We start from the raw sequence: 19027 nt of genomic DNA on the forward strand, positions 1-19027 counted from the left end.
GATAACAAATCTGATGGGAGGGAACCAGCATGTCCTTTTTTCAAATCCACGATCCGGTTTTCGCCAGCTATGTCATGGGGAATGCCCCGGTCAAACGGATCGCCACCGGATTTGACTGGGTCGAAGGCCCGGTCTGGTGCGGCGACCAGAACTGCCTGCTGTTTTCCGATATCCCCAACAACCGCATCCTGCGCTGGACGGAAGAGGGGCTGACCACCTTCCGCCACCCGTCGAACTATTCCAATGGCCACACGCGTGATCGTCAGGGGCGGCTGATCAGTTGCGAACACGGGACCCGGCGGGTGACACGCACCGAATGGGATGGCAGCATCACGGTCCTCGCCGACAGCTTTCAGGGCAAATCGCTGAACAGCCCCAATGACGTGATCGTCGCAAGCGACGGGGCGATCTGGTTCTCCGATCCGCATTACGGGATCATGACCGATTACGAAGGTTTCAAGGCCGTGCAGGAACTGCCCTGTTCCGTCTACCGCATCGCAACCGACGGCAGCATCGCGGCGATGATCACCGACATGGCCTGTCCCAACGGCCTTGCCTTCAGCCCAGATGAAAGCCGCCTCTATGTCGCGGATACCGGGCGCATGTTCTCGGATGATCCGCAGCATATCCGCGTCTTCGACATGAAGGATGGCCGCCCGGTCAACGGGCGGCTGTTCCACAAGATCGACACCGGCTGCGCCGACGGAATCCGCTGCGACGCGGACGGTAATCTGTGGTCCTCGGCAGGGGACGGGGTGCATTGCATCGCCCCTGACGGGCGCCTTCTGGGCAAGATCCTTGTCCCCGAAACCGTGTCGAACATCTGCTTCGGCGGGCGGGCGAAGCATCGCCTGTTCATCACCGCGACCACCAGCATCTATTCCATCATTCTGAACCGCAGGGGCGTGCAATGGCCATGACGAAACCCACAATCGGGCTGATCGGCCTTGGCACGATGGGTGCGGCGCTGGCGCTGAACATCGCTGAAAAGGGCTTCGGCATCGCTGTCTGGAACCGGACCACCTCGGTAACAGAGAAATTCGTGGCACAGGCGGGCAATCTTGCGCAGCAGATCACACCAGCCGAAACGCTGACCGATTTCGTCGCGGCAATCGCACCACCGCGTGCCGTCATCCTGATGGTTCCGGCGGGGCAGGCCGTCGACGACCAACTCACCGCCCTTGCACCGCTTCTCGGTCCCGATGATCTGGTGATCGATGCCGGAAACGCGAATTTCCACGACACCAACCGACGCGCCGCGTCAGGCCTGCCCTTCCGCTTCATGGGGATCGGCGTCTCTGGCGGCGAAGAGGGCGCACGCCACGGCCCCGCCATCATGGCGGGCGGCGCCGAACTGGATTGGGCCCGCATCGCGCCGGTGCTTCAGGCCATCGCCGCCCGAGCCGAAGACGGCACACCCTGCGCGGCCCATCTCGGCCCCGACGGGGCGGGCCATTTCGTCAAGGCGGTCCACAACGGCATCGAATATGCCGACATGCAGATGATCGCCGAAACCTATGGCGTCATGCGCGACGGCCTTGCCATGCCCGCGCCGGAAATCGGCGCGGCCTTCGCGCGCTGGAATGCAGGCCCGCTGCAATCCTATCTGGTGGAGATTTCCGCCGCAGTGGCTCAAGCCACCGATCCGGTCGGGCAGGGCCCTCTTCTTGACATGATCGTCGACGCCGCAGGGCAAAAGGGAACCGGACGCTGGACCGCGATCGAGGCGCAGACACTCGCCGCGCCAATCCCCGTGATCGAAGCCGCCGTCATGGCCCGCAACGTGTCTGCCCAAAGGGCCGAACGCGCGGCAGGCGAACGCGTCTATGGCCCCGCGCCGCAATCGCTGACCGGTATCCTGTCAGTCGATGATCTGGAACAGGCGCTCATCGCCGGAAAGATCCTGTGCTATGCGCAGGGCTTCGCCATGATGACCGCCGCCGCGGCGGAGTTTCGCTGGGCGCTCGACATGCCTGCCATCGCGCGGGTGTGGCGGGCGGGCTGCATCATCCGCTCTGCCATGCTCAACGACATGGCAACGGCACTTGCCGAGGTTCCGGGTCGCAACCTGATCCTGTCCGATTTCTTCGCCGGTCATCTGCGTCACTCCATACCCGCGCTGCGCCGCGTGGTCGCGGCAGGCGCGATGCATGGGCTGGCGCTCCCGGCGCTTGGGGCCGGGCTGGCATGGTTCGACATGATGCGCACCGCACGCGGCACGGCGAACATGATCCAGGGGCAGCGCGATTTCTTCGGTCTGCACGGTTTCGAACGGCTGGATGGCCTGCCACGGCCGCATGGCCCCTGGGCGGCCGCCTAGCCCGTCTCACCGGGGATCAGGCGCGTGGGCACCACCACCACATCCTGCCCCGCGCCGCCCTTCAGCCGTGACACAAGCGCCTCCGCCGCCGCCTTGCCGATGGCGGTCGTCGGCACCGATGTCGTCGTCAACCTCTTTGGCAGGATCGAGGCTGCCTCCATCCCGCCCCAGCCGGCAATCCCCAGATCCTCCGGCACCCGCACCCCGCGCGACTGGCAATAGGCCATGCCGCCGATCGCCATCTCGTCATTGTGGAAGTAAACCACATCGAGGTTCGGACTGCGCGTCAGCAGCGTCTCAAGCCCGTAATACCCCGCATAGAAGGCGGGCGAATCCTGCAATATCTCGGCATCCACCAAGGGCTGCCCCGCCCGCGCCAGCGCCGCCCGAAACCCCTCCAGCCGCGCCTGACCCATGATGTCGGCCCGCGCCAGCGCGCCCACATACCCCGCCCGCTTCCGACCCTTGCGCAGCAGGAACTGCGCCATCTCCGCCCCGCAATCGGCATGCGAAAAGCCCACCGACATGTCGATGGGGCTTGTCGTCAGGTCCCAGATCTCCACCACAGGCACCGCCGCGTTTCGCAGCAGGTCCACCGTCCCCGGCGTATGCATCCGCCCCGAAAGGATAAGCCCGGCAGGCCGCCACGCCATAACCTGTCGCAGCCACGCCTCCTCCTCCTCCGGCGCGTGGTTGTTCGCCCCGATGATCAACTGATAGCCCAGCCGCGTCAGCGCCCGGTCCACCCCGTCCAGCACATGCCCGAACAGCCCCGATGTCAGGCGCGGCACGCACATCCCCACCAAGGTGCCCGCCTGATCCGCCCCGAAGGCAGCGGCAAGGCGGTTCGGCACATAGCCCAGCGATTCGGCGATCCGCAGCACCTTGTCCCGCGTTGCATCCGAAAATCCCGACCCGCAGCGCAGCACGCGGCTGACCGTCATCTTGGAAACTCCGGCCTTGCGGGCGATGTCCTCGAGATTGGCTTTCATGCGCTATGTTATCGATAACTTTTTTCTTGACTCAAGGGGCTCTGAGGATGAAGGTAGCCTACGTTACCGGTAAACCTGACGCAAGATCGGGCCGGACCAAGGGAGGAAGCTGCGCCATGCAACCCGCAACCGACGGGCTGTTCTTCGACCGCATCGTCAAGTCCTTCGGCGGGACGCAGGCGCTGAAGGGCGTGTCGCTCAAGGTCGGCCGGGGCGAGATCGTCGCCCTTCTGGGCGAGAACGGCGCGGGCAAGTCTACCCTCATCAAGGTGCTGGGCGGCATCCACCGCCCCGACGAAGGCGGCGTCTCCATCGACGGCACCCCCTATGCCCATGAGGCGGGCAAGAGCGGTGGCCAGAAAGTCGCCTTCATCCATCAGGATCTCGGCCTGATCGAATGGATGAGCGTGGCCGAAAACATCGCCCTCGCGCTTGGCTACGTCCGCAAGGGCCGGCGCATCGACTGGCCCGCCACCGAGGCCCGCGCCGATACCGCCCTTGCGCTGGTCGAGGCGGAATTCTCCTCCACCGCCCGTGTCTCCAGCCTGACGCGCACGCAGAAATCCCTCGTCGCCATCGCCCGCGCCCTTGCCGCCGACTGCGATTTCCTCGTCCTCGACGAACCCACCGCCAGCCTTCCGGCGGATGAGGTGGAACGTCTCTTCGCCGCGCTCCGCCCCCTCAAGGCGCGCGGGGTCGGGATGATCTACGTCTCCCACCGCCTCGATGAAATCTTCCGCATCGCCGACCGCGTCGCCGTCCTGCGCGACGGGCAGATGGTCGGCATGCGCCCCATCGAACACACCACGCCCGAGGAGTTGGTCAACCTCATCGTCGGCCGCAAGGCGCGCGAGATCGAACGCCCCGCCGTGCTGGACGGCCCCGCCATCCTCACCGTCGAAGGCATGGCCACCGCCGCCGTCGGCCCCGTCAGCTTCGAAATCCGGCGCGGCGAACTCCTCGGCCTCGCCGGTCTGCGCGGGGCCGGGCACGAAGATATCGGCCGCGCCCTCTTCGGCGCCATGCCCCATGCGGGCCGCGTCCTGCTCGACGGCAGGTCGCCCGATCTCCGCACCGCCCAGACCGCCATGCGCTCCGGCATCGGCCTCGTCGCCCGCGACCGCGTCGGCGAAAGCGTCGCCCCCGGCATGGCCATCCGCGAGAATGCCTTCCTCAACCCCTCCGCCACCGGGCGCGGTATCCTCTCGCTCCTCTCCCCCGCGCGGGAAGAGGCCATGGCCCATGCCATCGGCCGCCGGGTGGGCCTCTCGCCCAACGATCCCACCCTGCCGATCGAGGCACTGTCGGGCGGCAACCAGCAGAAGGTCGTCGTGGGCCGCTGGCTCGACAGCGGCCGCCGTCTGCTCATCACCGAAGACCCGACCGCAGGCGTCGACGTGGGGGCGAAGGCGGAAATCTATCACCTCCTCTATCAGGCGCTCGCTTCCGGGATGGGGGTCCTCGTCGTCTCCACCGATTTCGAGGAAATCGCCAATATCTGCCACCGCGCCATCGTCTTCAGCCGGGGCCTCCCCGTCGCCGAACTCGCAGGCGTCGACCTCTCCACCGAATCGCTCATCCAGGCCGCCTCGGCCAGCGATGCCGCCTGAGGATTGCCATGCCCGGAATTGAATCCAACGCCGTCGAACCCACCAAGGATGAATTGCGCGGCCTTCCGCCCCTGAAGAAGGCGGCGCGTCTCCTGCCCACCTACGGGCTGGTGATCCTGATGGTGGGCCTGATCGTGACCTTCTCGATCCTTCTGCCCAACACCTTTCCCACGGTGCTGAACCTGCGCTCCATCCTCTCGGACAAGGCGATCATCGCGCTGCTCTCGCTGGCCGCCATGATTCCTATGGTCGCGGGCCGGATCGACCTGACGGTGGGCTATGGCATCGTGCTGTGGCACATCCTCGCCATCAGCCTGCAGACGACGATGGGCCTGCCATGGCCCGTGGCCGTGGCCATCGTCCTGATCCTCGGCACGGTGACCGGCATCCTGAACGGCATCCTCGTCGAGGTCGCACGCATCGACAGCTTCATCGCCACCCTCGGCACCGGCACCATCCTTTACGCGCTGGCGCTCTGGCACACGGGCGGGCGGCAGATGGTGGGCACGCTGCCCGATGCCTTCTACGCCATCAACGGGACTTTCGTCTTCGGCCTGCCCATCACGGCCTTCTACGTCCTCGTCATCACGCTGATCCTCTGGATCGTGCTCGATTACACCCCACTCGGCCGCTACCTCTATGCCATCGGCGCCAATCAGCGCGCGGCGGAACTGAACGGCATCCCCAACCGCAAATTCGTCATCGGCGCCTTCCTGACCTCGGGCCTGCTGACGGCGGTCGCGGGCGTCCTGCTCGCCTCCAAACTCCGCATCGGGCAGGCTTCCGTCGGTCTCGAATTCCTCTTGCCCGCCCTCGTCGGTGCCTTCCTCGGATCGACCACGATCAAGCCGGGCCGCGTCAACGTCTGGGGCACCATCGTCGGCGTCATGATCCTCGCCGTCGGCATCTCGGGGATCCAGCAATTCGGCGGCAGCTTCTGGGTAGAGCCCATGTTCAACGGCGCCACGCTTCTCATCGCCATCGGCATCGCCGGATACGCACAGCGCCGCAAAGGCGCGAAATCGAAGTGACCACAGTTTCCAGGGAGGGAAAACAATGCTGAAACGGACTCTTCTGAACGGGCTTCTGGCCGGAACCATCCTCGCGGCGATGGGCCTGCCCGCCCTCGCGCAACAGGCCTTCGACGGCCCCACCACCGGCCCCAAGGCCGCCGAGGGCAAGACCATCGTCGTCCTCGCTGGCGATCTCAAGAATGGCGGCATCCTTGGCGTCACCAACGGGATCGAAGAAGCCGCCGCCAAGATCGGCTGGACGGTCAAGGTCCTCGACGGCGCGGGCTCGGTGCAAAGCCGCTCGGGCGCGGTGGGTCAGGCGCTGGCCCTGAACCCCGACGGCATCGTGATCAACGGCTTTGACGCCGCCGAACAGCAGACCGCGCTCGAAGGCTTGACGGCGGCGGGCATCCCGATGGTGTCATGGCACTCCGGCCCCAAGATCGGCTGCGACGCACCGGGCGGCATCTTCGCCAACGTTTCCACGGACGCGATGACGGTGTCGGATGTGGCCGCGAAATGGGCCATCGACGATGCGGGCGGCAAGCCGGGTGTGGTGATATTCACCGACTCGACCTATCAGATCGCCATCGACAAGGCCGACCGGATGAAGGCCGCGATCGAGGCGGCGGGCGGCACGGTGCTGGAATATGTCGACACCCCGATCGCCGAAACCTCCACCCGCATGGGGCCGCTGACCACCACGCTCCTGCAGAAATACGGCGCAAGCTGGACGCATTCTCTGGCGATCAACGACCTCTACTTCGATTTCATGGGCCCGTCGCTGGCGGCCGCCGGGATCGACGGTCGCGGCGCGCCCAAGGCCGGGTCGGCCGGTGACGGCTCCGAGGCCGCTTTCCAGCGCATCCGCTCCGGCCAGTATCAGGCCGTCACCGTGGCCGAACCCCTGAACCTGCAGGGCTGGCAACTGGTGGATGAACTGAACCGCGCCGTGCAGGGCGAGGCCTGCTCCGGCTACATCACCGCCCCCGCACTGGTGACCGAGGAAGCCCTCGCCGGAACCGAAGGCAATGCCTTCGATCCCGACAACGGCTATCGCGAAGCCTACGCCGCGATCTGGGGCAAGTAAGCCCGAACCGAAAGGGCAGGGGGCCGGGGCGCATCATCGCCCCGGCCCCTCTGCTTACCGGGGCAGCGCACAGCCGCCCGATCCGCGGATCAGCCCGCAAAGATCCGCCGCAGCCGCTCGGTATCCAGCGCCCGCACGATCTTCCCCTCCGGCTTCACCGTCGGCACATCCTCCCCCGCGACCATGGCATTCACCACCGCCTCCTCCACCGCCTCCACGGCGGCCAGATAAAGCGGGTCCAGATGCTCCGGGTTCAGCGCCTCACGCACCTGCACCACCGGCCCCTCCTGCGGCATCGGCCCCGGATTGGCCACCGAAAGGGCAAGGAAGATATCCCCCGAACTGTTCCCCCCCGGCGTGCCCCCGCGCCCGATCCCCAGCGCCGCCCGCTTTGCGATCTGCCGCAGCGACAGCCCCGACAGAGGCGCATCCGTCGCCAGCACCACGATGATCGACCCAGCCTCCTTGTCGCGCAGCCGATCCTCCGGCATCAACTCCCCCACCGGGCGGCCAAGGATGCGCAGCCATGGCCGCTGCCCGTGATTGGCCTGCACCAGCGCCCCCATCGTCCAGCCCGTGCCGCCGATCTCCACCACCCGCGAGGCAGTGCCCGTCCCGCCCTTGAACTCATAGCAGATCATCCCGTTCCCGCCGCCGGACGATCCCTCCTCCACCGGCCCGCTCTTTGCCGCGCGCAGGGCCGCGATGGCATGATCCGGCGTCACATGCAGCGCGTTGATGTCGTTCAGCAACCCGTCATAGGTCTCGGCCACCACCGGCATCGCCCATGCATGCCCGTCACGGAAATGGCTCTCATAGGTCTCGATCATCCAGCGCGTCACGCCGTGATGCACCGCCCCGATCCCATGCGTGTTGGTGATGCAGACGGGCCCGATGAAATAGCCCGCATCGTCAATCCAATGCGTCCCCGTCATCTCGCCATTCCCGTTCAGCGCATAGTGCCCCGCCCAGACTGGCACGGGCCGCCCCGCATCCTCGCGCGGCAGGATCGCCGTCACCCCCGTCCGCATCTTCCGCGCCGGGTCCGTCAGGGTGCAGAACCCCACCCGCACCCCCGGCACATCGGTGATCGCATTCCACCGTCCCGGTGTTCCGGGAAAGGGAAGGCCAAGATCGCGGGCGCGCGGGCGGGACATGCGGCATACTCCTCTGTCGTGCATCCCCGACTCTGCGCATCGCGCCCCCGAAGGCAAGCCGCCGCCTCATGCCTGCCATGCAGAAAGCGCATCCCTCGCTGCGTTGAATAATAAGCACGCTTACTATATGCATGACATATGAAAGACGACGCCCCCATCCCCGACATCGCCCGTCTCCCGCGCCTCCTGCGCGACGCTTCGCGCGGCTTGTCCCGCCGGTTCGAGGCACGGACCCGCGACCGTGGCCTCTCCACCACGCAATGGCGCCTTCTCGGCCTCGTGCTGGCCGATGGCCCCATGACGCAGGCCGCCCTTGCCGACCGTCTGGATGTGGAACCGATCTCCGTCTCCCGCCTGATCGACCGGATGGAGACGGCAGGCTGGGTGCAGCGCATCCCCCACCCCGAGGATCGTCGCGCCCGGCTCATCATCGCGACGGACACGGCCCGCGACGCCGCCGCCCCCGTCCGCCGCATCGTGCAGGACATCGCCGCCGAGGCGTTGTCCAACCTGACCGAAGAAGAAACTGGCATCCTGCTCAAGGCGCTGGTTTGCATCACCCGGACACTCGAACAGGGCCCGCAGGACACTGATCCGCAGGTCGCCGGCCCGAAGGAAAACGATCATGAGTGACATTCCCGAACTCCCCGCCGAACCTGCCCCCGCCACGGCCACCCCGGCTCGGCAAGGGGCGCCGCGCCCGCGCGCCCGCGTCCTCGCCCTGATGCTCTCGGTCCCGCTGCTCGCCATGCTGGGGGCAGGGGCCTACTGGTTCACGGGCGGTGCTAGCGAGAGCACCGAAAACGCCGCCTTGCATCAGGCCCGCATCCCCGTTGCCTCTGCCATCGGCGGGCGCGTGGTCAGGGTGGGCGTGCATGACATGCAACCCGTCAAGGCGGGCGATCTGCTCTTCCAGGTCGATCCCGAACCCTACCGCCTCGCGCTGGCCTCTGCCGAAACCGCGGTCGCGCAGGCCCGGATGCGCGTCGAACAGCTCAAGGCCGATTACCGTCAGGCCCTCGCGGCCGAGGCGCAGGCGCGCGAGAATGCCGATTACCTGCAAAAGGACCTCGACCGTCAGGCCGCCCTGTCCCGTCGCGGCGTGGTGACCGACACCACGCTGGACAGCGCCCGCCACCTCGCCGCGCAGGCCGCCGATCAGGCCCGCCTCGCCTCGCTCGCGGTCGAGGCCGCGACGGCGGCGCTCGGCGGTTCCGTCGATCAACCGACCGACGATCATCCCACTGTCCGTGCCGCCCTCGTCGCGCTGGATCAGGCCCGCTACAACCTTTCGGTCACCACTGTCACCGCCCCCGCCGATGGCGTGGTCTATCAGGCCGCCTCCTTCAAGGAAGGCGCGATGGTCGCCGCGGGCCAATCCGTCTTCGCCCTCGTCGAAAGCGGCGATGTCTGGATCGAAGCGAACTTCAAGGAAACCCAGCTTGCCGACATCGCCGTGGGCCAGCCCGCCGAGATCGATTTCGACATGGCCCCCGGCCATAGCTTCTCCGGCACGGTCGAGGCGATCGGCGCGGGCACCGGCGCGGAATTCTCCCTCCTGCCCGCACAGAACGCCACCGGGAACTGGGTCAAGGTCACCCAGCGCGTCCCCGTCCGCATCCGCTTGGACGATCCTGCACAGGTGGCGGGCCTCGCCTCGGGCATAAGCGCCTCGGTCACGGTCCAGACGGGCGCCGCCGCGCCACCCTTCTCCGCGCAGGCCGGGAACTGAGAGGGGCCATGCCATGCAGTCCCCCGCCCCCGCCGCCGACCTGCCCGGTGCCCGTCAGCGCGGCCTGATCACCGTCTCCATAATGCTGGCCACGGTGATGCAGGTCCTCGATACCACCATCGCCAACGTGGCCCTGCCCTCCATGACCGCCGATCTCGGCGCCTCGCAGGACACGATCAACTGGGTCCTCACCAGCTACATCGTCGCCGCCGCCATCGTCACGCCGATGACCGGCTGGCTGGCCGACCGCTTCGGCAAGCGCGAGGTCTTCCTCGCTTCCATCGCGGGCTTCGTCACACTCTCGCTCGCCTGCGGACTGGCATGGAGCCTGCCCTCCATGGTCGCCTTCCGCCTGATGCAGGGCCTCTTCGGTGCGGCGATCGTGCCGCTTTCGCAGACCTTCCTCCTCGACATCAACCCGCGCGAAAAGGCCGGGCAGGCCATGGCGATGTGGGGTGCCGGCATCATGGTCGGCCCGATCATCGGCCCCACGCTGGGCGGCTGGTTGACCGACAGCTATGACTGGCGCTGGGTCTTCCTCATCAACCTGCCCGTGGGCATCCTCGCCATGCTGGGTTGCCTCGCCTACCTGCCGCGCAGCCCCCGCCGCGCCCGCAGCTTCGACATGACGGGATTCGCCATGCTCGTCCTCGCCATCGGCAGCCTGCAACTCGCCCTCGACCGGGGCGGCGAGGTGGACTGGTTCAACGCGGCCGAGATCTGGGTCTACGCCCTCCTGTCCCTCACCGGCTTCTGGATGTTCGCCGTCCATATCCTGCACGCCGACAAACCCTTCCTCGACCCGCGCATCTTCGCCGACCGCAACTTCGCCACCGGCCTCCTCTTCGCCTTCATCACCGGGATCGTCCTTCTGGCCAGCCTCGCCTTGCTGCCGCCCATGCTGGGCCGCATCCTCGGCTATCCGGTCGTCACCACCGGGCTCGTCATGGCACCGCGCGGCGTGGGCACGATGATCTCCATGCTGCTCGTCGGTCGCCTGATGCGCGTCGTCGACCCGCGCAAGCTGGTCGTGGCGGGCCTCTCCCTCACCACCCTCTCGCTGTGGGAGATGACGGGCTTCTCCCCGCAGATGGACATGCTGCCCATCATCCGCTCGGGCGTGGTGCAGGGCCTCGGCCTCGGCCTCGTCTTCGTGCCGCTCTCGACTCTGGCCTTCTCGACCCTCGCGCCGCAGTTCCGCGCCGATGCGACCAGCCTTTTCAGCCTCGTCCGCAACATCGGCTCTTCCGTCGGCATCTCGGTCGTCACCCTGATGCTCACCCGGAACATCCAGATCAACCACGCCGAACTCGCCGCGGGCCTGACCCCCTACAACGCCACCCTCCGCGCCACCGTTCCGCTGGCCGCTTCCGGGCAGGCCACGGCGCTGTCGCAACTCGACGCGCTGGTGAACCAGCAGGCGGCGATGATCGGCTATGTCGACGACTTCAAGCTGATGATGTGGGTCACCCTCGTGGCGATCCCGCTTGTCTTCCTGCTCCGCCGACCCGCGCCCGCCCCCTGACCCTCAGGCCGAGGGGCGTTTCAGCGCGGGCCCCCGCATCTCCACCCAGCGGAAGGCAAGCACGATCAGCCCCGCCAGCGCCAGATAGGCCACCGCGAGCAACAGCAGCGGCTCATAGACGATGAACGTATCCTGCCGCACCCGGCTTGCCACCGCATAGATCTCCACCACCGTGATGGTGGCGACCAGAGGCGTCGCCTTCATCTGCAACACCGTCTCGCCGCCCAGCGTCGGCAACACCGCCCGCACCGCCTGCGGCAGCCAGATCCGCCACAGGATCAGATGCCGTGGCATCCCCATCGCCCGCGCCGCCTCCAACTGCCCGCGCGGCACCGAACGGAACGCCCCCCGCATCACCTCGCCCTCATATCCCGCGAAAGACAGCGTCAGCGCCAGCAGCGCATAGGGCCATGCCTGCCGCAAGATGGGCCACAGGTCGCTCTCGCGTATCCACGGAAACTGCGGGAACAGCGACCCGAGCCCGTAATACAGCAGCCATATCTGCAACAGAAGCGGCGTCCCCCGGATCACGGTGCAGAACACCCGCGCGGGCGCTGCCAGATACCAAGGCCCCGCCGCTTGCGCCAAACCAAGCGGCACCGCCAGCGCCATCCCCAGAATGGTGGACAGCACCAGCAGCCAGATCGTCCGCCACATCCCCTCGGCCATCATCGGCGCGTATTTCGGCAGCCAGTCCCAGCGCATCTGGGTCACGCAGAACCAGACCAGCGCCAGCCCGATCAGGCCCAGCACGATGCGATGCGGTTGCAGCCATGCGGGCATGGATCAGCCCCCCGCGTTGCGCGGCTCGCCGCGCCGCGCCCATGCCTCGATCCGCGCAAAGGCCCAACCCGACAGCAGCGTGATGATCAGGTAAATCACCCCCGCCGCCATGAAGAAGGTGAAGAAGGCCTTGGTCGATGCCGCCGCCTGCCGCGTCGCGAAGGTCAGTTCCGAAAAACCCACCACCGCCAGCAGGGCCGTATCCTTCGTCGCGATCAGCCACAGGTTCGCCAGCCCCGGCACCGCCAGACCCAGCATTGACGGAAAGATGATCCGCCGCGCCATCAGGAAGGGCGGCATCCCCATCGCCTTCGCGGCTTCCACCTGCCCTTGCGGCACCGCCTGCAACGCGCCCCGCAGCACCTCGGTTGCATAGGCCCCCTGCACCACGCCCAGCACGGCGATGCCCGCGACCACGCCGGAAATCTGGATGCGCTCATGCCCGAAGGCGATCAGGATCTGGTTCACCAGATCGGTCACCCCGAAATACAGGATCAGGATCAGGATCAGTTCCGGCACCGCCCGCACGACGGTCGTGTACATCGCCAGCAGGTCCCGCGTCACCGGCCCGCCATGCAGCTTGCCCCAAGCCCCCAGCGTGCCGAGGACAAGGCCAAGCCCGAAGGCCCCGACCGCGATCAGCAGCGAATTCCACAGCCCGGCCAGAAGGGTCGCCCCCCAGCCGGGCGGGGAAAAGGCCAGAAGGTCAAGGGTTCCCACGCCCCTCTCCCCCCGTCAGGCCCCTGCCTCAGTTCCCATAGATCGACGAGGCGAAATAGCCCGCCGTGATCTTCTCATAGGTCCCATCCGCCAGAACCCCGGCGATGCCCTTGTTGAAGGCGGCCTTCAGCGCGTCCTCGCCCTTGCGCAGGCCCACGCCCACGCCAAGCCCAAGGATCGCCGGATCGTCCGCGACGGTCCCCTTCACCTCACAGCAGGCCTGCCCCTCCGGCGTCGCAAGGAAGGCATCCAACGCGATGCTGTCCGCCTGCACCGCATCGATGCGGCCCGCGACGAGGTCCTGATTGGCCTCATCCTGCGTCTGATAGGTCTTCACCTCGGCGGCGACGGGGGCGAAATACTTCTCGACATAGGCCTGATGCACCGTCGAAACCTGCACGCCCACGATCTTGCCCGTCAGGCCCTCGGGCGTGGCATCCATCTCCATCCCCTTGGCACCCACCACCACGGTCGGCGTGTTGTAATACTTGTCCGAGAAGTCGATGGTCTGCATCCGCTCCTCGGTGATCGACATCGACGCCATGATCGCGTCGATCTGCCCCGCAGTCAGCGCCGGGATGATCCCGTCCCATGCCACCGGCACGATCTCGCAGGTCAGTTCGGCGGCGGCACAGATCGCGCCGATCATCTCCACCTCCCAGCCGACCCATGCGCCGCTGGCATCCTGGCTGGCAAAGGGCGGATAGGCCTCGGCGGCGATGCCCACCTTGACGGTCTCTGCACTGGCAACCCCGGCCATCAGGCCAAAGGACAACGCAAGCGCGGCGGTCATGGTTCTCTTCATCATCTCAGACTCCCTGTTTCTTGGTTTTCTCACCCTCTCAGCCCACGGACCGGAGGAATTGTTGCAGGCGCGGCGATTTCGGCGCGCCGAACACCTGTTCGGGCGGTCCCTGTTCCTCGACCAGCCCATTGGCAAGAAAGACGACATGGCTCGCCACTTCCCGCGCGAATTTCATCTCATGCGTCACAAGGATCATGGTCCGCCCCTCGGCGGCCAGCCCCCGGATCACCGCCAGCACCTCGCCCACCAGTTCCGGGTCAAGCGCCGATGTCGGCTCGTCGAACAGCATCGCCCGCGGCTCCATGCACAAGGCCCGCGCGATCGCCGCCCGCTGCTGCTGCCCGCCCGACAGGAAGGCCGGATAGCTCCCCGCCTTCTCGGCCAGCCCAACCCGCGCCAAAAGCGTCTCCGCCCGCGCCACGGCCTCGGCCTTCGGCACGCCCAGCACATGCACCGGCACCTCGATCAGATTGTCCAGCACCGTCTTGTGCGTCCACAGGTTGAAGCTCTGGAACACCATCCCCAGACTGCGCCGGATGCGCTCGATCTGCCGCCGGTCCGCCGCGCCGCCGCCATCCGGGCGCTGCCGCACCTCCTCGCCCGCGATCACGATCCGCCCCGCACTCGGCGTTTCCAGAAAGTTGATGCAGCGCAGCATGGTGGACTTGCCCGAACCCGACCCGCCGATCACCGCGATGACGTCACCCTCATGCGCCGTCAGGTCCACCCCCTTCAGCACCTCATGCGGCCCGAAGGATTTCCGCAGCCCCTCCACTCGGATCGCCTCGGGGGCCTCTGCGGCACGGGGCTTTTCGGCGGTAACGGTCAAGCGGGCCTCCTTGTACGATCGTAGAACAAGTTAGACGGGGCAGGGGGGCAAAGGGCAAGAAAAATCGCAACGCCCCTCCCGCCCGCTGAACTCTGCGTGAGTTCCGCCCGTTTTCCCGCCTTTTTTCCCGCTGCGGCAGGCTGACGCACTTCCGCAGGGCAGGGTGCTTTCCATGTCGGTTCCACAAGCAACAACGCAGGAGGGTAGAGCAATGCCGGGACTTCACCGTGGAACGTGGATCGTCGTCGCCTGTTCCGAAGGCGCGCTGATTCTGGAAAACGCAGGCTGCATCCGTCAACCCGATCTCCGCCTGATCGACCGGATGGATGCCCCGAATACGCCCCCGCCCGATACCCGCCGCGCCCTGCCCGAGGTGACGGATCGCTCCCGCCTCGCCACCTCCGCCTTCGCCGCCATGGTCGTGGGACGACTGGCACGAGAGGCCGCGCGCGGCGGGGCGCAACGCCTCGTCCTTGCCGCCTCTCCCCCGCTTCTGGGCGCGATCCGCGACCGGCTGGACGATGACCTGCGCCAGCGCGTGGTCCTCACCCTGCCCAAGACGCTGACGAAACAGCCCCTTGGCCGCATCGTCACCGTGGTGAATTCCGCGCTGGAAAACGCCGCCTGACGGGGCCTGCATCGGTGGCATTCCGCCAAACCGGCAGGGGCGGGGCAGGGCATGGCCTTGCACCCCGCCCCCCTTTGCGGCACGGAAAGGGCCAAGCAAAGGACTGTCACGATGAGAACCGCGCGCCTCCTTCCCCTGCTCCTCGCCTCGGCCCTCGCCGCCGGTGCGGCGCCCGCCATGGCCAACCCCAAGGGCTGCCCGCCCGGCTTGGCCAAGAAGGCCGTCCCCTGCGTCCCGCCCGGCCATGCCAAGGCATGGCGCATCGGCGAACGCATCCCCTCCAACGTGGCTTGGTACGAATTGCGCGACTGGGATCGCTACGATCTCCCCGCCCCGCCCGATGGCAGCCGCTATGTCCTGATCGACAACGACCTCGTCCGCGTGGCCATCGCCACCGGCATCATCCTCGAATTCCTCGGTCGCTACTGATCCAGCGCGCGGGCAAACAGCGCTGCCAGCCGCGCCTGCCCCGCGCGATATTCCGGCAAGCTGCGCGCCGAAAGCTTCAACCCCTTCACCGCCGACATCACCGCCTGCGCCACATCCGCGCCCGTGCCCAGCCCCTCCGGCACCCCGCGCCGCGCCAGCCAGTCACCCAGAACCTCCACCATCCGCGCCTCGCCAGCAGCCGCCAGATCGCCCGTCACCGAAAACCCGGCATCCATCAGCTCCTCGCCATGCGGGGTGGTCAGCACCGCCTCCATGAACTTCCCGTCCTTGGCGACGAAGGCCGCCATCAACGCCGCCTCCAGCCCTTGCCCCGGCTGGTTCAACGCCGCCGCCATGTCCCGCAGCGCCTCATCGAAATAGCGCACCGCCAGCGACCGGAAGATGTCCTCCTTGTTGCGGAAATGCAGATACAGCGCACTGCGCGACATCCCCGCCCCCTTGGCGATGTCATCCATCGACGTCCGCCGATAGCCATAGGTCGCAAAGGCCCGGAACGCCGCATCGAGGATATGCTCCAGACGGTCGGGCAGGGCGGCAGTCGAAGGGGCGGGATCAGCCATGCCGACACCCTGACAAAATCGCTCCAGATTGTCAATTGACAGACTGACATTTCGCGCCCATTTTGTCAGAAGCGAATGGAGGACCCCATGCCCGTCACCCTGACCGTCAACGGACGGACCGAAACCCTCGACCTGCCAACCGACATGCCGCTCCTCTGGGCGCTGCGCGACGGGCTGAACCTCACGGGCACGAAATACGGCTGCGGCGTCGCCGCCTGCGGGGCCTGCACCGTGCATGTCGACGGGCAGGCGGTCCGCTCCTGCCAGACGCCGCTGGGCGATGTGGCGGGCGCCATCATCACCACGATCGAAGGTCTGGGCAACCTCGCCGCGCTGCATGCCGTGCAGGCGGCATGGATGGCGGCACAGGTCGCGCAATGCGGTTACTGCCAATCCGGCCAGATCATGCAGGCCGCGGCCCTTCTCGCCGAAAACCCCAGCCCCACCCCGGGTGAAATCGACGAGGCGATGTCGGGCAACCTCTGCCGCTGCGGCACCTATCCCCGCATCCGCGCCGCCGTGCAGGATGCCGCCCTGCGCCTGAAGGAGGTCTGATCATGGGGCGCGTTATGAAAATCGCCCGCCGCGGCTTCCTCCTCGGCTCCGCCGCCCTGATCGGCGGGGTCGCCTTCGGCTGGTATCGCTACGCCACCCCCTACGACAACCCGCTGGAGGCGGGTCTCGTTCCGGGCGAGGCGACGCTGAACCCCTATGTCCTGATCAATGCCGATGGCGTCACCGTCATCGCGCCCCGCGCCGAAATGGGGCAGGGCGTCCACACCACCCTCGCCGCGCTGGTGGCCGAGGAAATGGATCTCGACTGGTCGCAGATCCGCGTGATCCACGGTCCTGCGTCCAAGGCCTATTACAACGCTGCCGTCCTTGCCGAAGGCGTGCCCTTCGCCCCCACCGATGACAGCCGCCTCGCCAACACCGTCCGCTCTGCCATGGACATCCCGGCCAAATTCCTCGGCCTGCAGATCACCGGCGGCTCCTCCTCCATCCCCGACGCCTTCGACAAGATGCGCCTCGCCGGGGCCGCCGCCCGCGCCGCCCTGATCGGGGCCGCCGCCGCCCGCCTCAACCTCCCCGCCTCCCAACTCTCCACCGAGGCGGGCGCGGTGATCGCCCCCGACGGCACGCGCATCCCCTATCCCGAACTGGCCGAGGCCGCCGCCACCATCGACCTGCCCGCCGAACCCGCGCTGAAGCCCCGCGCCGACTGGAAACTCCTTGGCCGCAGCCTCCCCCGCGTCGACATGCTGGCCAAGGTAACGGGCACCCAGACCTATGCCATCGACATGCGCCTTCCCGGCATGCGCTTCGCCACGATCCGCACCAATCCCCGCCTTGGCGGGGCGCTCCTGTCCTTCGATGCCTCCGCCGCCGAATCCATGCCCGGTGTCGAGCGCATCCTCCCCGTCGAAAACGGCGTCGCCGTCATCGCCACCAACACATGGACGGCCATGCAGGCCGCCGATGCCATCACTTTCGACTGGGGCCCCGCCCCCTATCCCGCCACCAGCGACGAGATCGCCGAAACCCTCCGCGCCTCCTTCACCGAAGACCGCAAGGACAGCACCAACCGCGACGATGGCGATGTCGATGCCGTCCTCACGGCGGAGGACTGGCAGGCCGAATACTCCGTCCCCTACCTCGCCCATGCCACGATGGAACCCATGTCCAGCGCGGCCCTCCTCAAGGACGGCAAGCTTACCGTCTGGTCCGGCCACCAGCTTCCCACCCAGATCCTGATCGAAGGACAGGCCCTCACCGGCCTCCCGCCCGAGGCGATCACCGTCGAAACCCTGCCCATGGGCGGCGGCTTCGGTCGCCGCGCCGAAATGGACATCATCCGCCAGACCATCGCCCTCGCAAAGGCGATGGAGGGCACGCCCATCCTCCTCACATGGTCGCGCGAAGAGGACATGACGCATGACGCCTACCGCCCCGCCGCCCTGTCCCGCGTGCGCGGCAAGGTGCAGGACGGGCGGCTCGTCGCTTTCGATTTCGCCACCTGCTCCTCCTCCGTCGTGGAAAGTCAGGTCGGACGTCTGGGCTATACCCTCCCCGGCCCCGACAGCGCCATCGTGCAGGGCACGTGGGAACAGCCCTACCGCCTGCCCAACCACCGCGTCACCGGCTACCGCGCCCCGGCGATGCTGCCCGTCGGCTCATGGCGCTCGGTCGGCGCCTCCCAGAACGCCTTCTTCCACGAAACCGCGATGGACGAACTGGCCCACCTCGCCGGGGTCGACCCGGTGGAATTCCGCCTCGCCCATATCGACCACGACCCCTCGCGCAAGGTGATCGAGGCCGTGGCCGAAATGTCCAACTGGGGCAGCCCCACACCGGGCCGGGCCAAGGGCATCGCCTTCTGCCTCTCCTTCGGCGTCCCCGTGGCCGAGGTGATCGAAGTCGCCTCCACCCCCGACGGCCTCCGCCTGACCCGCGCATGGATCGCCGCCGATCCCGGCATCGCGCTCGACCCCGGCAATATCGAGGCGCAGTTGCAGGGCGGCATGATCTACGGCCTCTCCGCCGCGATAAGGGGAGAGATCACCGTGGCAGATGGCATGGTCCAACAACCCAACTTCTGGGATTTCGAACCGATGCGCCTGCGCGAATGCCCGCCCATCGCCGTGCGCGTGCTGGAAAACCTGCCGCATATCCGCGGCATCGGCGAACCCGGTACCCCGCCCGCCGCCCCCGCGCTGGGCAACGCAATCTTCGCCCTCATCGGTCAGCGCCTGCGCGATCTCCCCTTCGCCCGCAGCGTGACCTTCGCCTGAAGGCGCGCTGCGGCGCGGGTC

At 67.4% G+C, this 19027-nt stretch carries 19 protein-coding genes; 12 read left to right on the forward strand and 7 right to left on the reverse strand.

Annotated elements, in window-relative coordinates:
- The first annotated feature begins 29 nt into the window (after positions 1-29).
- A complete protein-coding gene (locus tag TabM4_RS01285; protein ID WP_434617300.1) occupies positions 30-920 on the forward strand; it encodes an SMP-30/gluconolactonase/LRE family protein in 891 nt (296 codons plus the stop codon).
- Positions 917-2320 carry an NADP-dependent phosphogluconate dehydrogenase gene (gndA, locus tag TabM4_RS01290; RefSeq protein WP_434617303.1) on the forward strand — a complete coding sequence of 468 codons (1404 nt, stop codon included), beginning with the start codon at positions 917-919 and terminating at the stop codon, positions 2318-2320. Before TabM4_RS01285 ends, gndA begins: the two co-directional genes overlap by 4 nt.
- On the opposite strand, the gene TabM4_RS01295 is transcribed toward gndA, so the two are convergent.
- The gene (locus tag TabM4_RS01295; protein ID WP_434617306.1) at positions 2317-3312 is read right to left on the reverse strand and encodes a LacI family DNA-binding transcriptional regulator; all 996 of its coding nucleotides are present in this window, start codon (positions 3310-3312) and stop codon (positions 2317-2319) included. The two genes, gndA and TabM4_RS01295, sit on opposite strands and share 4 nt — an antisense overlap.
- A gap of 116 nt (positions 3313-3428) precedes the next feature.
- Between TabM4_RS01295 and TabM4_RS01300 the strand changes: the two genes are divergently transcribed.
- Genes TabM4_RS01300 through TabM4_RS01310 form a run of 3 tightly spaced genes read left to right on the forward strand, consistent with a single transcriptional unit; the run spans position 3429 to position 7025 of the window.
- Positions 3429-4922 (forward strand): sugar ABC transporter ATP-binding protein, encoded by a 1494-nt coding sequence (locus TabM4_RS01300; protein WP_434617308.1) that lies wholly within the window; start codon positions 3429-3431, stop codon positions 4920-4922.
- Positions 4923-4930: 8 nt separating this feature from the next.
- Positions 4931-5953 carry an ABC transporter permease gene (locus tag TabM4_RS01305; RefSeq protein ID WP_434617311.1) on the forward strand — a complete coding sequence of 341 codons (1023 nt, stop codon included), beginning with the start codon at positions 4931-4933 and terminating at the stop codon, positions 5951-5953.
- A gap of 25 nt (positions 5954-5978) precedes the next feature.
- Positions 5979-7025 (forward strand): substrate-binding domain-containing protein, encoded by a 1047-nt coding sequence (locus TabM4_RS01310; RefSeq protein WP_434617314.1) that lies wholly within the window; start codon positions 5979-5981, stop codon positions 7023-7025.
- Positions 7026-7114: 89 nt separating this feature from the next.
- On the opposite strand, the gene TabM4_RS01315 is transcribed toward TabM4_RS01310, so the two are convergent.
- Positions 7115-8182, reverse strand: a complete 1068-nt coding sequence (locus TabM4_RS01315; RefSeq protein ID WP_434617317.1) for a P1 family peptidase — start codon at positions 8180-8182, stop codon at positions 7115-7117.
- A gap of 138 nt (positions 8183-8320) precedes the next feature.
- Between TabM4_RS01315 and TabM4_RS01320 the strand changes: the two genes are divergently transcribed.
- From TabM4_RS01320 to TabM4_RS01330, 3 genes are read left to right on the forward strand one after another with little or no spacing between them, the layout of a single operon-like run.
- The gene (locus TabM4_RS01320; protein ID WP_434617320.1) at positions 8321-8815 is read left to right on the forward strand and encodes a MarR family winged helix-turn-helix transcriptional regulator; all 495 of its coding nucleotides are present in this window, start codon (positions 8321-8323) and stop codon (positions 8813-8815) included.
- Entirely contained in the window at positions 8808-9914 is a 1107-nt protein-coding gene (locus tag TabM4_RS01325; protein WP_434617323.1) for an HlyD family secretion protein, read from the forward strand. The genes TabM4_RS01320 and TabM4_RS01325 overlap by 8 nt, the downstream gene beginning before the upstream one ends.
- A gap of 13 nt (positions 9915-9927) precedes the next feature.
- Positions 9928-11439 carry a DHA2 family efflux MFS transporter permease subunit gene (locus TabM4_RS01330; RefSeq protein WP_434617326.1) on the forward strand — a complete coding sequence of 504 codons (1512 nt, stop codon included), beginning with the start codon at positions 9928-9930 and terminating at the stop codon, positions 11437-11439.
- Positions 11440-11442: 3 nt separating this feature from the next.
- Here TabM4_RS01330 and TabM4_RS01335 read toward each other — a convergent pair whose 3' ends face one another.
- From TabM4_RS01335 to TabM4_RS01350, 4 genes are read right to left on the reverse strand one after another with little or no spacing between them, the layout of a single operon-like run.
- Entirely contained in the window at positions 11443-12222 is a 780-nt protein-coding gene (locus TabM4_RS01335) for an ABC transporter permease (RefSeq protein WP_434617329.1), read from the reverse strand.
- Between the two features lie 3 nt (positions 12223-12225).
- A complete protein-coding gene (locus TabM4_RS01340) occupies positions 12226-12942 on the reverse strand; it encodes an ABC transporter permease (RefSeq protein ID WP_434617332.1) in 717 nt (238 codons plus the stop codon).
- A gap of 28 nt (positions 12943-12970) precedes the next feature.
- On the reverse strand, positions 12971-13747 hold the full coding sequence (locus TabM4_RS01345) for a transporter substrate-binding domain-containing protein (RefSeq protein ID WP_434621872.1): 777 nt from the start codon (positions 13745-13747) through the stop codon (positions 12971-12973).
- A gap of 37 nt (positions 13748-13784) precedes the next feature.
- The gene (locus TabM4_RS01350) at positions 13785-14576 is read right to left on the reverse strand and encodes an ABC transporter ATP-binding protein (protein ID WP_434617335.1); all 792 of its coding nucleotides are present in this window, start codon (positions 14574-14576) and stop codon (positions 13785-13787) included.
- Between the two features lie 211 nt (positions 14577-14787).
- Here TabM4_RS01350 and TabM4_RS01355 point away from each other — a divergent pair, with 211 nt between their 5' ends.
- Entirely contained in the window at positions 14788-15204 is a 417-nt protein-coding gene (locus tag TabM4_RS01355) for a host attachment protein (protein ID WP_434617338.1), read from the forward strand.
- Positions 15205-15315: 111 nt separating this feature from the next.
- Positions 15316-15633: an RcnB family protein gene (locus TabM4_RS01360; protein WP_434617341.1), complete on the forward strand. Its 318-nt coding sequence runs from the start codon at positions 15316-15318 to the stop codon at positions 15631-15633.
- Here TabM4_RS01360 and TabM4_RS01365 read toward each other — a convergent pair.
- Positions 15627-16214: a TetR/AcrR family transcriptional regulator gene (locus tag TabM4_RS01365; RefSeq protein WP_434617344.1), complete on the reverse strand. Its 588-nt coding sequence runs from the start codon at positions 16212-16214 to the stop codon at positions 15627-15629. The genes TabM4_RS01360 and TabM4_RS01365 overlap by 7 nt on opposite strands.
- An 87-nt stretch (positions 16215-16301) precedes the next feature.
- On the opposite strand from TabM4_RS01365, the gene TabM4_RS01370 reads away from it, so the two are divergent.
- Together TabM4_RS01370 and TabM4_RS01375 are read left to right on the forward strand one after the other, a co-directional pair.
- Positions 16302-16769, forward strand: coding sequence for a (2Fe-2S)-binding protein (locus TabM4_RS01370; RefSeq protein ID WP_434617347.1), 468 nt, complete (start codon positions 16302-16304; stop codon positions 16767-16769).
- A gap of 2 nt (positions 16770-16771) precedes the next feature.
- A complete protein-coding gene (locus tag TabM4_RS01375; RefSeq protein ID WP_434617350.1) occupies positions 16772-19006 on the forward strand; it encodes a molybdopterin cofactor-binding domain-containing protein in 2235 nt (744 codons plus the stop codon).
- Positions 19007-19027 lie beyond the last annotated feature (21 nt).

It is taken from the genome of Tabrizicola sp. M-4 (assembly GCF_051132405.1).
Classification (GTDB): domain Bacteria; phylum Pseudomonadota; class Alphaproteobacteria; order Rhodobacterales; family Rhodobacteraceae; genus Paragemmobacter.

Bases quoted from the DNA above. Each gene is read 5' to 3' on its own strand.
- TabM4_RS01285 (WP_434617300.1), top strand. From the start codon at position 30: ATGTCCTTTTTTCAAATCCACGATCCGGTTTTCGCCAGCTATGTCATG.
- gndA (WP_434617303.1), top strand. From the start codon at position 917: ATGACGAAACCCACAATCGGGCTGATCGGCCTTGGCACGATGGGTGCG.
- TabM4_RS01295 (WP_434617306.1), bottom strand. From the start codon at position 3,312: ATGAAAGCCAATCTCGAGGACATCGCCCGCAAGGCCGGAGTTTCCAAG.
- TabM4_RS01300 (WP_434617308.1), top strand. From the start codon at position 3,429: ATGCAACCCGCAACCGACGGGCTGTTCTTCGACCGCATCGTCAAGTCC.
- TabM4_RS01305 (WP_434617311.1), top strand. From the start codon at position 4,931: ATGCCCGGAATTGAATCCAACGCCGTCGAACCCACCAAGGATGAATTG.
- TabM4_RS01310 (WP_434617314.1), top strand. From the start codon at position 5,979: ATGCTGAAACGGACTCTTCTGAACGGGCTTCTGGCCGGAACCATCCTC.
- TabM4_RS01315 (WP_434617317.1), bottom strand. From the start codon at position 8,182: ATGTCCCGCCCGCGCGCCCGCGATCTTGGCCTTCCCTTTCCCGGAACA.
- TabM4_RS01320 (WP_434617320.1), top strand. From the start codon at position 8,321: ATGAAAGACGACGCCCCCATCCCCGACATCGCCCGTCTCCCGCGCCTC.
- TabM4_RS01325 (WP_434617323.1), top strand. From the start codon at position 8,808: ATGAGTGACATTCCCGAACTCCCCGCCGAACCTGCCCCCGCCACGGCC.
- TabM4_RS01330 (WP_434617326.1), top strand. From the start codon at position 9,928: ATGCAGTCCCCCGCCCCCGCCGCCGACCTGCCCGGTGCCCGTCAGCGC.
- TabM4_RS01335 (WP_434617329.1), bottom strand. From the start codon at position 12,222: ATGCCCGCATGGCTGCAACCGCATCGCATCGTGCTGGGCCTGATCGGG.
- TabM4_RS01345 (WP_434621872.1), bottom strand. From the start codon at position 13,747: ATGAAGAGAACCATGACCGCCGCGCTTGCGTTGTCCTTTGGCCTGATG.
- TabM4_RS01355 (WP_434617338.1), top strand. From the start codon at position 14,788: ATGCCGGGACTTCACCGTGGAACGTGGATCGTCGTCGCCTGTTCCGAA.
- TabM4_RS01360 (WP_434617341.1), top strand. From the start codon at position 15,316: ATGAGAACCGCGCGCCTCCTTCCCCTGCTCCTCGCCTCGGCCCTCGCC.
- TabM4_RS01365 (WP_434617344.1), bottom strand. From the start codon at position 16,214: ATGGCTGATCCCGCCCCTTCGACTGCCGCCCTGCCCGACCGTCTGGAG.
- TabM4_RS01370 (WP_434617347.1), top strand. From the start codon at position 16,302: ATGCCCGTCACCCTGACCGTCAACGGACGGACCGAAACCCTCGACCTG.
- TabM4_RS01375 (WP_434617350.1), top strand. From the start codon at position 16,772: ATGGGGCGCGTTATGAAAATCGCCCGCCGCGGCTTCCTCCTCGGCTCC.